Genomic DNA, 15,054 nt, shown 5'->3' with positions numbered 1-15,054 from the left:
ATGGCCATTCCTAAACTTGATTCTTATGCGTTGCCGACGGCGGCGGAACTGCCGACCAATAAAGTGAACTGGACAGTTGAGCCTGGTCGCGCTGCGCTGCTTATTCACGATATGCAACGCTATTTCCTGAATTTTTGGGGCGAGGATAGCCCGCTGGTTAAGCAGGTCGTTGAGAATATCGCTAACCTGCGTCGCTATTGTAAATCTCAGGGTATTCCGGTGTTTTATACCGCTCAGCCTAACAATCAAAGCGATGAAGACCGTGCGCTGCTCAATGATATGTGGGGGCCGGGACTCAATAAGCACCCGGAACAGCAAGCGGTGATTAGTGAGCTTGCCCCGGAAGCTGACGATCAGGTGCTAGTGAAGTGGCGCTACAGCGCCTTCCATCGCTCACCTTTGCAGGAAATCTTGCAGGAAAGCGGTCGCGATCAGCTGATTATCTGTGGCGTTTATGCCCATATCGGCTGCCTGACCACCGCCATTGATGCTTTCATGCGTAATATCCAGCCCTTTATGGTGGCGGATGGATTGGCAGATTTCTCGCGCGAAGAACATTTAATGGCGCTCAATTATACCGCCGGGCGCTGTGGCCGGGTGGTAACAACCGCTGACTTGCTGCCGGGTATTGCCAGTAAGCAGGCGTTGCGCGAACTTATCTTGCCGCTACTCGATGAGGGCAGCGAAGAAGTAGAAAACGACGAAAACCTGATCGATTATGGTTTGGACTCAGTACGCATTATGGCGCTGGCAACCCGCTGGCGGAAAATCCGCGAAGATATCGATTTCGTGGCTCTGGCTAAAACGCCAACCATTGATGGCTGGTGGGCGCTGCTCTCTGCGGAGAAGGCGTAATGAGCCGCAGCATGGATTTTCAGGGTAAACGCGTTTGGGTGACGGGAGCTGCACAGGGCATTGGTTATCAAACGGCGCTCAGTTTCCTTGAGTCGGGTGCCGAGGTCATTGGGCTGGATAAACAGTTTACGTCTGGAGAATATCCTTTTCGTACACAGTTGCTTGATATCACCGATGCGGCAGATACCGCGCGCGTCTGTCAGCAGCTGTTAGCTGAACATCCAACATTGGACGTGCTGGTTAATGGCGCGGGTATTCTTCGGATGGGCGCAACAGACGAAATCAGTGATGCTGACTGGCAGGCCTGTCTGGCGGTGAATGCCGGTGGAGCCTTCAACTTGTTCCGTCATACGCTGCCGGTGTTCCGTCGCCAGCGCTATGGCGCGATTGTCAGTATTGCGTCTAATGCGGCTCACGTTCCACGTATTGGCATGTCGGCATATTGTGCTTCTAAAGCGGCATTGCGCAGTTTGTGCATGACCGTTGGCTTAGAAATGGCGCCTTTCGGCGTGCGCTGTAATCTCGTTTCTCCGGGTTCAACCGATACGCCAATGCAGCGCGGCATGTGGACATCTGCTGAGGCTGAGCAACGCACCATCGCCGGTTTCCCGGATCAATTTAAACTGGGCATCCCCTTGGGTAAAATCGCACAGCCGCAAGAAATTGCCGATGCAGTACTGTTCTTGGCATCAGATTTGGCTAGCCATATTACGATGCAGGATATTGTGATCGACGGTGGGGCTACGCTCTCCGCGTAATATCAATCAAATAGACTCATGTTAGTCATGACATGAGTCTTTCTTTTTTCCGCATCCAGAATAATTAATAGAATGAATAATCGTTATTTATCCATAAATACACTCGCATGGAATAGTGGTTTTTTTTACTGAAAGTTGGTACAAGGCATTTCCTACTAAACACCCTCCTAATATTGCTTTATAATTCCCCGCTAAAATGGTCATGGTTTCCTATCTTCCTATTTACATTAAAATTATCTTAATAGAGTTATTCGGAAACATGTGAAAATAGAACACTTGTTTTCATTGGTTTTTTCGTAATGCGCAATGGAGTTGCTATGAAAATTTTCCCTTATCTCATTTTATTAATTCCGGTTGCTAACCCTGTCTGGGCGCAGATTAGCGATCTCTCATTAGGTCTTGGTGGTACATTAGAAACCAGTGCCTATAACATGCGTTATCGAGACTATAGTGTATTGCCGGTATTAAATTATGACGATGACACCTGGTATTTGGATGGCGCGGAAGCTGGATATTATCTTATTAATAACGATGTTAATGAGCTGAAAATAAAAACCTATTATGATTTTACTTCATACAACTCCAACCTAGGTCACGGTGATGCCATGCGTAGCCTGAAAGACCGACATGGCTCATTGATGGCGGGGTTTAGCTATCAATACACGACCGGTTATGGTGCTGTGCATACACAAGTCGCAGCCGATACGCTGGGGCGCAGCAAAGGCCTCGTCGGCGAAGTGTCTTATCTCAATATGCTGACATTCAACTCACTGACTCTTGTCCCTGAAATCGGCGGAGCTTGGGCTAACGCTCAGCAAAACCGTTATTATTACGGTATTTCCCGCCATGAGAGTCATCGAAGCGGGCTTCGTGCTTATCATCCCCACGGTTCCATTACGCCTTTTGTTGCATTAACTGTGAATTATTCCTTGAGTAAAAAATGGAATTTTTATACTAAATTTCGCAGCGATTTTTTGCCATCAGAATTACGTGATAGCCCAATGGTTGGGCATGACGGTATTTACTCCTACTCATTAGGTGTTATTTATGATTTCTGATGGAAATTAATATTTTAATTCTGGCGCGAGAATGACGTTTTTAGCCTCTATTTTATTAGTAATAAATCCATATTATGTATTCGCCTGCGTGTTTTTTGTGCCGTTGATACATTATTTACTTATCTGTTGATATATTGCTAATTAATCTTACCTGCTACTTATTATTATCTTTTTTGAATTAAAAATATTGTGGCTCTGTAGACTCAAGGATTATGGAAATTAGAACATTCTCATCAATGGCGATGCCCTGGACGATATACTGCGATTTTGACGGCACAATTAGCACTGAAGATATTACTGATACGCTACTCGATACTTTCGGCATGCCGGGTTGGCAAGCATTAGAACAACGCTGGGTTGCGGGAGAAATAGGGTCACAAGATTGTATGTCGGGGCAAATTGCATTATTAGATGCATCAACTACAGATTTGCACCGCTGTCTCGACTCAATTCATATCGATCCTGATTTCGCTGAATTTGTTCGCTATGTCAAAGCGCAACACATTGCGCTTAATGTCGTCAGTGATGGGCTCGATTACGCTATCAATTATCTCTTACAACGCCATGGCATCTCCGGCCTGCCGGTGTTTGCCAATCAATTGCTCCAAATCAGTGAGCGGCGTTGGTCGCTTAATTTTCCTCACTATCAGCAAGATTGTCGCAAAGCCAGTGGCACCTGCAAATGTGCGATTGCTGGCAAGACAAAAACGGCAGCAGATAACAGCGTGATGGGAAAATCATTGCTGATTGGCGATGGGCGCTCTGATTTCTGCGTGTCACGCCAAGTTGAGCATGTTTTTGCCAAAGATAGCCTAATTCGTGAGTGTCAGAAAAACGGCACAAGTTTTACGCCGATCGATGATTTTTCACAGGCGGCTGAACATCTGCAGCGGCTACTTGCCAATGATGTTTCGGGGGCAATGTGATTGAGAATCATGAATTTTATCTTGAAGGTGGCGAAATTGGCATCTTATTGATCCATGGGCTCACCGGTACACCGACCGAAATGCGCGGTGTCGCGCGTGGCTTACATTCCCAAGGCTTTACCGTCTATGGCATGCAACTGGCCGGGCATTGTGGGGATGTTGATGATCTTATCCAAACTAGCTGGCGAGACTGGTATCAAAGCGTTATCGATGCGGCTGATAAATTGCGACAGAAAACCCGTTACTTGTTTGTTGGTGGGCTGTCGATGGGCGCGTTGCTGGCTTTGAAATATGCCGCCGATTTTCCTCGGCGAGTAAACGGCGTCTTGGTATATGGCGCGACCTTCCGTTACGACGGCTGGAGCATTCCACCGGTATCACAGTTTTTAGCACCGTGGTTCTTGCCTTTGATGGATATGTTAAAAATTGGGCGTTACCGCATGTTCAATGAAGAACCACCTTATGGCATTCAAAATGAATCACTACGCCATAAAATCTCACAAAGTATGTTATCCGGCGACAGCGGGGCGGCAGGGCTGCCGGGGAATCCGTGGCCATCGTTGAGTGAAATGCTACAGCTGTCGCGCGAGGTCCGTAAGCAATTAAAAAATATCACCTCACCTTGTTTGATATTACACGCGGAAAACGATGACATCGCCCACAGGCGCAACGGTGAATTGGTCCGCGATAGCATCAGCGGTCCGGCAGAAATGGTTTTACTAAAAAACAGCTATCACATGATCACCATCGATAACGATCGTCGTGAGTTGATTTCTCTATCGATAGATTTTATTGAGCGGAACGCTCCTTCCACACGTTCTGTTAGGTCATCAATGCATTCGCAGGAGGAGAATCAAAGTATCAATGCCGCGATAACACAAGGGAGTGTAGCGAATGAGCCAATTAACTCTCATTCTGTGGGTTCTTAATATTCTGACCGATACCGCCGGGCAGTTAGCATTCAAAGCGGCGGCACAAAATGGTGTTGGGTATTCTGGACTGGCGCAGTGGCGACAGATGATGTGTCATCCGTGGCTATGGATTGGGATGGGCAGCTATGTCTTGGAATTCGTCGTGTGGCTGGCATTTTTATCGCTGGTGCCGCTGTCACTTGGCATGATGCTGGGTTCGATCAATATCGTAGTTATCATGATTGGTGGTCGCTTATTCTTTAAAGAAGTACTGAGCCCGTGGAGCTTGCTGGGCATTGTACTGATTGCCTGTGGCGTTGCCGTGGTTGGGATTGAATGATGAAGCGCTTTTATTTTTTCGGCTTTCTGATATTGATGCTTTTTGACACCTTGGCGCAGGTCAGCTTTAAGTTTGCTTCACTGCATGCGACGCCGCTAACGCCAAGCGCAGCCTGGTTGTGGAACATCCTAAAATCACCTTGGATTTATGGCGCATTTATCGGCTACATCGGCGCATTTTTTACCTGGATGACTTTATTAAAAACGGCGCCAGTCGGCCCTGCGTTTGCGGCATCTCATCTGGAAATTATCAGCGTGACGCTCATCTCTATCTGGCTCTTTGATGACAATCTGAGCCTGGCTAAGGCCGCGGGGGGCTTATTGATCCTGGCCGGAATACTCTGTTTAGCGAAAGCGGAAACGGGTCTGGCTGAGGTCGAAATAGAACCCGGACCTGTTGGTAAAGGCGGGGGCGTTTGATGAGTATCTCACGTCGCTGTGAAATCCCACCTACTGCGGGCTTGCCTTTGGAGTGGGAGGATTTTCGTGCCAAACCTCGTAGCCTGTCGGCAACGCTAGCGCGCTTTTTATCGATTCCGCCGCCGATTATGACCTGCTCCGGCACTGCCGCGCTGATTATGGCGCTGCGCACGTTACAGCAGCGTTTGCCGGGTCGCAGCCGGTTGATTGTTCCCGCTTATACTTGTCCGCTGGTGGCATTGGCCGCTCACTTTTGTCCTGGACTTAAAATTATTCCCTGCGATTTACTGCCAAATAGTATCGATCTCTGCCCACAGCAGCTGGCATCACTATGTAATGAGCAAACACTCGCGGTGGTAGTGACGCATTTAGCCGGGCGCGTTGCCGATACGGATACCGCGCTGGCGATTGCTAAAAGCGTCGGTGCTGCGGTAATTGAAGATGCGGCTCAGTCGTTAGGCGCACAAGATGGTGAAGATAGCCTTGGTTTAAAAGGCGATATCGGTTTTTTTAGTCTGGCGATAGGTAAGGGGCTGACCAGTGCTGAGGGCGGCGTATTGTTCAGCCGCGATGCCATACTTCATCAACAACTCGTGGCGCAATGCGCTAACGGATTACCCACCAATATCCGTTGGGAAATCACGCGAACGCTGCAACTGTTTAGCTATAAATTATTTTACCGCCCTGACCGTTTATTCTGGGTATATGGACGGGCATTGCGGCGCGCGATAGCTCGTGGCGATAGCGTAGCGGCCGTGGGGGATGATTTTTCTATCGCAGACATTCCTTTGCATCGTTTAGGCGTCAAACGACAGCGCGTTGCCGCAGCGGCTACAGCGCGTTTACCTGCCTATCTGGCTGAAGGGAAAATACGTGCGCAGCGCCGGCTGGCACAACTTAGTCAGTTGCCCGGCGTTAAGGTGTTAGATGATGGCCCCGGTAAGCAGGGAGTTTGGCCGTTCTTGATGGTCATGATGCCAAGCCAGCGCGAGCGGGATGCCGCGATGCAACGGCTATGGACCGCTGGGCTTGGAGTAACCCGCTTATTTATCAATACGCTGCCAGATTATCCTGATGTGGTGCCACTGCTTGGCGACACGTTGTCGTTGAGTAATGCGCAAGATTTTGCCCGCCGCACGTTATCAGTGAGTAATAGCCACTGGCTCACTGATGAAAAGTTCGCCGCTATCTTGCATGTATTACGTCAATCGCTGCTTAACGCCAGCAGCGATTAATGCGACTGAGCAAACGCTGGTTCAGCTGATTCTGTTTTATCTGCCATTGTCGGGCGGTGTCAGCGGGAATTTCATCCTGCCCGTCGGCGGCACTCAGCCAGCGTTTGAAGCGACTTTTATAATGATAAGACGACACGTCGCCGGTGATATCCGCACCAATCAAGCGGCCGTGACAAGCGTCAATGACTTGTTGTATGTGTGATTCTAGCAGGCAGCTCTGATCCCAATTGGTATTCACCACCTCGCTGCTAAACACATCTTTATCTATCGATAAATAGACGTTCTCAGCATCCATATTACGTAAAAATGCGCAGATCATTTGGTCCGGGTCTGAAAACGCTTGGTTACTGTTTCCTGCGCCAAATCTATTTAGCCAACGGGCATTTACTTGTAGATTCCAATAGGTCAATCGGCCACGCAACAGTGGCCGCCAGTGATTTTCCCAAGCATGCACCAACGAAATATCTCGAGAGCTTATTCCTAACACATGAATATGACTTATTTGCGGTAAGCGGCTAGCCCAGTAAACCCAAGAGCCGCAGTGAATGCCGAATGGATAGCGCATATTATCAGGATGATTATCACAAACGATTAGTTGGAAAGGGCGCGTTTCTTTCTTATGTTGCAGCAGCAATTGTGTGAGGTGATGGTAGTCTCCGCTACCGGTGAATACACACCCGTATTGGCTGGGGAGCAACTGATTAAGGCATTGGCCAAGTTGTTTAAATGTGGGCCAGCGGCACCCAAAACGGATAGATTCTTGCCAGGTTTGTAGAGGAAGTTGTAGAGCGCCAGGTATATCACTCACGCTATTATCGAAATCGAGAACGATCGGCAGTTTTGAAGGCATCATAATGGTAACGCCTCTGATGTGGCATCGCCTTCGAAATGATGGCGATAGCGTTTTAACAAATTACGCAGTAAGGGATTTCGTACCCAGACCAGATGATAAGTGAGAGAAAAACTGGCCCCGAGGCTAGCTTTCACTTGATGATCGGTCCAGCCGGCAATATAAAAATTCAGCCCTTGATCGATGGCATACTCCAGATTGACAAACCAACTGACAAAATAGAGGTTGTGACTGAGCGCCAGCGGGTAATTCATACCAATATATTTATCAATCAATTTTCCATCGTGCTGATAACACAGGTTCCAACCGACGAGCGTCTCTTCCTCCCAATAGCAAAATAGTCGTCCACCGCTGCTCACATCTTGCAATAACCCAGTGAAAAACGCCGGTTCTAATAAATCAAAGTGAATATCACTTTGCCTATAGACTGCCAGATAGAGTCGATACAGCTGTTCAAGCCAGGAAGTATCAAGAAAACGACGATCGCCTGTTTCTATTATTTCAAGACGCAATGCGTCACGGCTGCGTAATTTACGTCGTAAGTTACGGCGTCGGCTGTGGGACAGGCGTGCCAAATAATCGTCAATGCTGTTGAAATCAATCTCAACGTACGCCAAGGCCTGGCCTTCTAACAAAAAGAATCCCTGCTGTTCGCTAAAACTGATTAGCTCCTGAGATCGTGCATTTTCCTCTGCGCTGAGTAACGGAGAATTTACCGGTAAGTCTTTTATAATACTTAGCTTTTTATGACAAAGGCCGAGATGTTGGATCCAATGAATTAAACTGGCTGAGGTCAGTTCGTTGGGGAGTAAAGCATATTCGCTAACGGTTGTACCGACAAAACCGGTGTTTATCTGCAACCACTTTCCCCACCAACGGTAGCCTGGCCATTGGCGTAATTTATTACGTAAGTCATCATCTGCAGTGGTCAATAAATCAAAACGGGTAATGAAGTAGGGAACACCTTGTTCAGACAGACGAGAATCAAAGCCTGCGGGTGGGTAAAGTAAAAAATTATCGAGTAGGGCATGTGGTTCAAGTTGGTTGGCATAGCCGGTTATTACTTGGCCTGTTTCAGTCATGATGAGATTCCAACAGCTTTTACCCGCCATCAGTGTGGATTGGCGGGTAAAAGCAAAATTAATCATACCCGTTATCTAGAAGTAACTTGGGTATATCGTTTTGTTTTAGACTAGTTCGCGTTTAGCGCGAATAAGCAGCTGATCCAACAAGACGATGGCCTGATCGATTTCATCTCGACTGATTTCCAGAGACGGCGCGAAAGTAATGACATTCTTGTAATATCCACCGACATCCAATACCAGGCCGGTTTTCTCACCTTTATAGTCCAGCGTGCCAGACAAACCGATATCAACCATTTTATCCAGCAGCTCTTTATTAGGTGTAAAGCCATCGGCCTGGCACAGTTCTGCGCGCAGTGCTAAGCCCAGTCCGTCGACATCGCCGATTTCAGGATGGCTAAGTTGCAGAGATTTCAATCCCTCGAGGAAATAGGCCCCACTTTCCATGACCTGTTTCTCGTAATCTTTTTCCGCCAACATATGCATGACTTCCAGGCCAACGGAGGTCCCTAATGGATTAGAGGCGAAAGTTGAATGGGTTGAGCCCACTGGGAAGGTGGTCGGGTTAATCATTTCTTCACGCGCCCAAATGCCCGCCAGTGGATTCAAACCATTGGTCAAAGCCTTACCAAATACCAGCACGTCTGGCGTGATACCAAAGTGTTCGACTGACCACAGTTTACCTGTGCGATAAAAGCCCATTTGAATTTCATCAACCACCAGTAAAATACCGTGATCGTCCAGAACCTTTTTCAGCCCCTTATAAAAGTTACGCGGTGGAATAATATAACCACCCGTACCCTGGATAGGTTCAATATAGAAGGCCGCAAATTCTGCCTGGCGAACTTTTGGATCCCAGACGCCGTGATATTCATTTTCAAAAAGACGGGCGAAATCAGCGATTAATTTATCTGCGTACTCTTCAGGCGTCATTCCTTTCTGACGACGGAAAGGGTAAGGGAAAGGAATAAATTGTGCTCTTTCGCCAAAGTGTCCGAAACGGCGTCGATAACGATAACTCGACGTAATGGATGAAGCACCTATTGTTCGCCCGTGATAACCTCCTTCAAAAGCAAACATACGGCTCTTACCATTACAGTAATTACGTACAAGCTTTAGAGAATCATCAATCGATTGCGACCCCCCCACGTTATAATGAACGCGACCTGGCAACCCAAATTTCCTCTCCATATCTTGAGCAATGACTTTACTCAATTCAATTTTGGTTGGATGTAAATATTGGCTGGCGATTTGTGGTAAGACATCAATTTGTTTTTTAAGGGCATTATCTAGACGGGGATTGGCATAACCGAAGTTAACGGCTGAATACCACATCTGTAGGTCAAGGTAAGGTGTCCCTTTAGCATCAAAGAGATAGCTGCCTTTACAGCTCTCAAAGATCTTTGGCGGATTTACATAATGGACAGTATCGCCGTGGGAGCAATATTTCGCTTCATCGGCCAAAAGCTGTTCTTCAGAGTTATTCATCCTATCTCCCTATCTTCCAATTGATATAATGACTACACATTATCGCCGGGAGAATATCGCTTCTAATCAATTGAATATAGTCTTAAATGGCGATGTGCAATTTAATGCTAAATATTTTCACTAAAATCGTAAAAATGGATTTTTTACTAAATAAACTTGTTATAAAAAACATATTTTTAACTTAAAGTGTTATTTCATTAATTATAGTTATTTACAAGAGCTATCTTTAATAAGGCAATGAGATGAAATACATCATGGATTTATCGTAATAAATTTATAACGCTTTGAAATTATTAAGGGCTAATGATGGTTTTCCTAGGGTTTAGTATTTTATCCATAAATTTCGTGATGTAATTACTTACATTTTCGATAATAGTACCACGCTCTTCTGAATCGATGTCACTGTGCTGCTATGCATGAGAACGATATTTCTTTGAAAAAGATAATAAAAATATAATGGCTAATCCAATGAATGAAATAATTGCCCCTCCTATTGCCAGATACTGTATTCCTAATGTACTAATGATCACACCACCGAGCAAAGAGCCTAAAGCGATCCCTGAATTAAAACCGGCGATATTAAGACCTGATGCAACAGGAACTGCACTAGGCACATAGGTATGTGCTATCGAAATAATTCTAGATTGCATTGCAGGCACTGCGGCATAAGAGATAGCCCCCATTGCGCCAATTAATACGCACATAACAATCATTGATACACCATAAAAATTAATACAAACTAAGGCTATCGTTAGCAATAACATAATTAAAATCACGGCCTTGTCGACGCCGAGAGTATCTGAAAGTTTTCCTCCCAAAATATTACCTATTGCTGCGCAAACTCCGTAAATAAGCATCATATAACTTGCAGTCTGTATACTTACTTTAGTGATATCAAAGAGTAAAGGTGCAATGTAGGTATAAAGTGTAAAGGCTCCTGTGTAACCCAGAACCGTAATCAATGCGCCTAATAGTAAGATTGGATTAAAAATATGCATTAGTGCTTTAAAAGGGGCGGTTGGTGCTTCACCTGAATGTTCTGCGCTTTTGGGCATAAAAAAGATAAGGCCTACTAGCCCAATAAGTCCACAAACTGTTACTGACATGAAGCTAAGTTGCCAAGAAATTATACTACCAAGGTAAGTGCCGATAGGAACCCCGAACGCTAGCGCAAGCGTTAACCCAGCAAAAACATAAGCTACTGCTGACCCTCTTTTTTCAGGTATAACCATTTGAGTTGCTGCTGTTGCCGCAACGGCTAAGAATAATCCGTGCGCTAATCCAGCGATAAATCTTGATACCAGCATCATCGTTACACTACTAGAAAGTGTGGCGGCCAAGCTGCCTAATGAAAATACAGACATTGTAGTTATCATGACCGTTTTACGTTGCCAATTTGAAGTTATGGCCGTCAAGAATGGTGCACCTATAGTAGCGCCTACTGCGTAAGCGGTAACTGTCATGCCAACGGCTTCAATTGATGAGTTTAAATCTTTAGAAATAGCAGATACTAAACCAATAACTAAAAATTCAGTTAAACCTAATGCAAATGCACAAAGTGAGAATATATAGATGACAAATGGCATCCTGGACTCCTTTTCAAAAAAATACGAGGTTATAATAAATAATCCCAACAAATTTAAGCTGAAAGGAGATATAGGAATAATAGTTAAAGTTTTACTCTGGTATAGTTTTTTTTATATCGTAAATTTATGGTTTTTTTGAGTTTTAAAATTGTCTTTTAAATAAATATGTTACTTGGGTGTTTCACAGATAGAGAACTAAGGATAATTAATGAGTTATTTAGTTCAACTACGTAGTTTTCTTGATGTTTATCGTGCGGGGTCAATATCTAAAGCAGCTAACCGTTTAGGTCTGAGTCAACCTGCAGTCTCATCACATATTCATTCATTAGAGGCGCTTACTGGTTATATATTATTTACACGTCGTTCGCATGGCGTAGTGCCGACGGTAGAGGCAAGTGAGTTAGCTAGGCAAATTGGCGATAATCTTGATGTTATTGAAACAACACTAACATTGATGCGAGGACGTTCAAAGAAAATAGCAGGTATCGTTACCATTATTGGTCCTGCAGAGCTTCTTTGGGCCAAATCTACAAGGATGTTTTCATCTAAAATTCCTGATGAGTTGCGATTTAAAATCCTGACAGGAGATAGACAAAGAATTTATTCAAGTTTAAATAATGGAGAAAGTGATCTTGCCATAACAACGTCCAAGCCTGATGAGCGAAAATTTGGATTTAAAGTAATTGGAAAGGAAAAACTCATTATCGTTGCATCATCATCTATGGCGCAAGAATTTACGGGAAAGGAAGTAACAGCAGAGCTATTAGAGAACTTACCTCTTATTGCTTATGATGATCAATTGCCTCTTGTGCGCAAGATGTTTAAGAATGTATATAATCGTGAGACAAAAATACTGCCATCGATAATCGTTCCCGATTTGCGGATTATAGAGAAAATGATTAGTGAAAATCATTATTGGTCTGTAATGCCAGAATATCTTTGCCAAGACGGAATAAAAAAAGGAAAAATGATGCATATACACCATGCAGGAGATTTTCCTGAAAATGATATCTATTTAGTTTGGAATGAAAGTGGTTTGAGGCATAACAGAGTTATGTTTTTTAAGGAATATATACTGAGGATTTCAGATGAGGGTATTTTCTTTTCAGATATATAGCCGATATGTTGTGTATACTAAAGGTAGTGTTCATAGGCGATTAATCTTATTATTTTTACAGAATTGTGAGGGTAAGTTAAATATGTAATTTTTATTATAAGAGTAAATTAAATTTCATGATCATTTAGAAAAATAATTCACTCTACTTTTAATTATGATATTATTTTTCTTGGGCTACGTTTTGCAAAATCGTCTGCAATATCGTTTAGTGTCAGAAACTTTACTCCTGGGTGGCCTTTCATATGTGTTAATAACCGTTCTAGCATCATAAGCACATGAGGACGCCCCGAAACATCTGGATGGATAGTGAAAGTAAAAATGCCATAGTCCTGTTCACGATATAACCAGTCAAATTGATCACGCCACAATTGCTCAACATCTCTTGGATTCATGAAACCGTGGCTATTCGCTTTTGTTTTCATGAACATAAATGGAGGTATATCATCAAGAGACCAACTTGCTGGTAATTCAATTAAATCGGTTTCTTCGCCACGGACTAAAGGCTTCATCCATTATTCAGGCGATTTTGAATAATCAATCTTAGTCCAACTATCTCCTTTACGAACATAATAAGGAAGATGGTCATTGTGCATCAGGGAATGGTCATACTTGATGCCATATTCTAATAAAAGTTCTGCAGTGACAGGGGAAAATTCCCACCATGGTGCGACATAACCAGTCGGTTTTTTACCTGATAACTCGGTTACCATCTCAATACTACGTTCTAAAACAATACGTTCTTGCTGTGGTGTCATTGATATTGGATTTTCATGACTATAATTATGAATACCAATTTCATGGCCAGCGTCAACGATAGCCTTCATTTGTGTAGGAAATGTTTCTATTGAATGACCTGGTATAAACCAAGTCGTTTGAATATTAAATTTTTTGAACAAATTTAATAACCTAGGTGTCCCTATTTCACCTGAAAACATTCCTCTGGAAATGTCACTTGGTGAATCTTCACCTCCATATGAGGACAGCCATCCGGCAACAGCATCGACTCCAATACCAAATTCAACCAAAATTTCTTTTTGCATTTTAAATTGTCCTTTATATTGTTAATGACGATTTTTATCATATTCTATTTGTTCATTTTTAAATTTATTATTGTTGACATAATGTTGTCTATTTTTACCTCGTTGATTAAAAAGTGCTTTGCATTGTTAATTTGCTCTGGAGTGTGGAAGCCCCATGTAGCCCATAGTGAATTAATTCCTAGTTTTCTTGATTCGATAATATTCTCGATATTGTCATCAATGAATAATAGTTTGCTGTTGCCATCATTAGCTTCCGATTTTAGTAATTTTAGTAATTTTAGTAATTTTAGTAATTTTAGTAATGGTATTTTACTACTTGTTTCTCCGTGTATTTTTTCTTTAATTAATTTAACCCCATTCTCTTGTAGTATGAAAAATATAGAATCACTATCCTTCCCGGAAATGATTCTTACATCAATGCCAAGATCAATTATTTCTTCAAGGTTAAGGAGTTTTTTATGTAACTCCAACCAATAATGTGAATAAATATCCCTTACCTTTGACCTGTATTTATTAAAATCGGCTCTAAACTCAAATATTATTTCTTGGGGAATGGAGTTATATGTTTTGTGGAATATTTCACTGTTAATTATAGTGTTTTCTTTTATATAAAATGGAACTAAGAAATGTCCATCGTGGCGAACAAAGCTTCTTGATTCTTTAAATAAATCTATAAATAACTCAGGTATTTCATCAAATTTTTTTATGTTGAAGTTGGAGAGAGTATTCTTTTTGAATACATTCCATGCTACGAGGAGACATTCATGGGTTCCATCGAAGATAACCCCGTCGAAATCCAAGGCAACTATCATAATTTATAACTCCAAATGTTCTGATAATATTTCGTTATTGCGCCACCGTTCAACTGCAGAAAATGTTTCACGCATAAATTTTCCTACTTCGGCATAATATGAACAGGTGATAATATTGTTATCCACGACAACATCAGCCTCAACAACATGGGCACCAGCATTGATCATATCGTCTTTAAGGCCAATATATGCGCAGGCAACTTTATCTTTCATTATCCCGGCTGAGATCATGATCCAAGGGCCGTGGCATAAACCAGCTACTATCTTCCCACTATTTGCCATAATAGTTATGAACTCTTTTACTCTTTTATCTTGGCGAACACGATCAGGGGCTTCGTGTCCCCCTGTTAATATAACAAGATCAAAATCAGATTCTTTTAAATTATCAAACGAAATATTATGTTTTGCTCTTTTATCTAATGGCACAGTTACGCCATATTTTCCTATTACGGGTTCACCATTTTTTGTCGCAATTGATACATCATAGTTTTCCTCAATTGCACGATAGTATGTATAGATAATATCGTGATCTTGGAATCCTTGAGCGGTGATAATTACTACTTTATTTTTTATCATA

General features: G+C 43.3%; 15 protein-coding genes and 1 pseudogene. 9 read left to right on the top strand and 7 right to left on the bottom strand.

Annotated elements, in window-relative coordinates:
• From ACL9RG_RS12850 to ACL9RG_RS12815, 8 genes are all read left to right on the top strand, one after another.
• Entirely contained in the window at positions 1 to 855 is an 855-nt protein-coding gene (locus ACL9RG_RS12850) for an isochorismatase family protein (RefSeq protein ID WP_422793006.1), read from the top strand.
• Positions 855 to 1,613, top strand: coding sequence for a 2,3-dihydro-2,3-dihydroxybenzoate dehydrogenase (gene dhbA / locus ACL9RG_RS12845; protein ID WP_422793005.1), 759 nt, complete (start codon positions 855 to 857; stop codon positions 1,611 to 1,613). The genes ACL9RG_RS12850 and dhbA overlap by 1 nt, the downstream gene beginning before the upstream one ends.
• A 317-nt stretch (positions 1,614 to 1,930) precedes the next feature.
• Entirely contained in the window at positions 1,931 to 2,671 is a 741-nt protein-coding gene (locus ACL9RG_RS12840; protein ID WP_422793004.1) for a MipA/OmpV family protein, read from the top strand.
• 212 nt (positions 2,672 to 2,883) lie between these two features.
• Complete coding sequence (locus ACL9RG_RS12835) at positions 2,884 to 3,597, top strand: MtnX-like HAD-IB family phosphatase (protein WP_422793003.1); 714 nt, start codon at positions 2,884 to 2,886, stop codon at positions 3,595 to 3,597.
• The gene (locus ACL9RG_RS12830) at positions 3,594 to 4,526 is read left to right on the top strand and encodes an alpha/beta hydrolase (protein WP_422793002.1); all 933 of its coding nucleotides are present in this window, start codon (positions 3,594 to 3,596) and stop codon (positions 4,524 to 4,526) included. The genes ACL9RG_RS12835 and ACL9RG_RS12830 overlap by 4 nt, the downstream gene beginning before the upstream one ends.
• On the top strand, positions 4,492 to 4,848 hold the full coding sequence (locus ACL9RG_RS12825; RefSeq protein WP_422793001.1) for an EamA family transporter: 357 nt from the start codon (positions 4,492 to 4,494) through the stop codon (positions 4,846 to 4,848). The genes ACL9RG_RS12830 and ACL9RG_RS12825 overlap by 35 nt, the downstream gene beginning before the upstream one ends.
• Positions 4,845 to 5,267 carry a DMT family transporter gene (locus ACL9RG_RS12820; protein ID WP_422793000.1) on the top strand — a complete coding sequence of 141 codons (423 nt, stop codon included), beginning with the start codon at positions 4,845 to 4,847 and terminating at the stop codon, positions 5,265 to 5,267. The genes ACL9RG_RS12825 and ACL9RG_RS12820 overlap by 4 nt, the downstream gene beginning before the upstream one ends.
• Positions 5,267 to 6,502, top strand: coding sequence for a DegT/DnrJ/EryC1/StrS family aminotransferase (locus ACL9RG_RS12815; protein ID WP_422792999.1), 1,236 nt, complete (start codon positions 5,267 to 5,269; stop codon positions 6,500 to 6,502). The genes ACL9RG_RS12820 and ACL9RG_RS12815 overlap by 1 nt, the downstream gene beginning before the upstream one ends.
• Here the strand turns inward: ACL9RG_RS12815 and ACL9RG_RS12810 are convergent.
• From ACL9RG_RS12810 to ACL9RG_RS12795, 4 genes are all read right to left on the bottom strand, one after another.
• Entirely contained in the window at positions 6,483 to 7,355 is an 873-nt protein-coding gene (locus ACL9RG_RS12810) for a hypothetical protein (protein ID WP_422792998.1), read from the bottom strand. The two genes, ACL9RG_RS12815 and ACL9RG_RS12810, sit on opposite strands and share 20 nt — an antisense overlap.
• Positions 7,352 to 8,434 carry a GNAT family N-acetyltransferase gene (locus ACL9RG_RS12805; protein ID WP_422792997.1) on the bottom strand — a complete coding sequence of 361 codons (1,083 nt, stop codon included), beginning with the start codon at positions 8,432 to 8,434 and terminating at the stop codon, positions 7,352 to 7,354. Before ACL9RG_RS12805 ends, ACL9RG_RS12810 begins: the two co-directional genes overlap by 4 nt.
• A 105-nt stretch (positions 8,435 to 8,539) precedes the next feature.
• The gene (locus ACL9RG_RS12800) at positions 8,540 to 9,922 is read right to left on the bottom strand and encodes an aspartate aminotransferase family protein (RefSeq protein WP_422792996.1); all 1,383 of its coding nucleotides are present in this window, start codon (positions 9,920 to 9,922) and stop codon (positions 8,540 to 8,542) included.
• Positions 9,923 to 10,332: 410 nt separating this feature from the next.
• Positions 10,333 to 11,508 carry an MFS transporter gene (locus tag ACL9RG_RS12795; RefSeq protein ID WP_422792995.1) on the bottom strand — a complete coding sequence of 392 codons (1,176 nt, stop codon included), beginning with the start codon at positions 11,506 to 11,508 and terminating at the stop codon, positions 10,333 to 10,335.
• A gap of 208 nt (positions 11,509 to 11,716) precedes the next feature.
• Here ACL9RG_RS12795 and ACL9RG_RS12790 point away from each other — a divergent pair, with 208 nt between their 5' ends.
• Positions 11,717 to 12,625, top strand: coding sequence for a LysR family transcriptional regulator (locus ACL9RG_RS12790; RefSeq protein ID WP_422792994.1), 909 nt, complete (start codon positions 11,717 to 11,719; stop codon positions 12,623 to 12,625).
• Positions 12,626 to 12,777: 152 nt separating this feature from the next.
• Here ACL9RG_RS12790 and ACL9RG_RS12785 read toward each other — a convergent pair.
• The 3 genes and pseudogenes from ACL9RG_RS12785 to ACL9RG_RS12775 form a co-directional block, all read right to left on the bottom strand.
• Positions 12,778 to 13,665 (bottom strand): annotated as a pseudogene (locus tag ACL9RG_RS12785) (polysaccharide deacetylase family protein).
• A 44-nt stretch (positions 13,666 to 13,709) separates the two neighbouring features.
• A complete protein-coding gene (locus ACL9RG_RS12780) occupies positions 13,710 to 14,477 on the bottom strand; it encodes a hypothetical protein (protein WP_422792993.1) in 768 nt (255 codons plus the stop codon).
• Positions 14,478 to 14,480: 3 nt separating this feature from the next.
• Positions 14,481 to 15,053, bottom strand: coding sequence for a DJ-1/PfpI family protein (locus ACL9RG_RS12775; RefSeq protein WP_422792992.1), 573 nt, complete (start codon positions 15,051 to 15,053; stop codon positions 14,481 to 14,483).
• Between the last annotated feature and the right edge of the window lies 1 nt (position 15,054).

This window comes from Rouxiella sp. Mn2063, from assembly GCF_049319665.1.
Classification (GTDB): Bacteria; Pseudomonadota; Gammaproteobacteria; order Enterobacterales; family Enterobacteriaceae; genus JBMOUD01.
The sequence above is the reverse complement of the archived record's forward strand: the minus strand, read 5'-3'. Positions and strand labels throughout refer to the sequence as shown.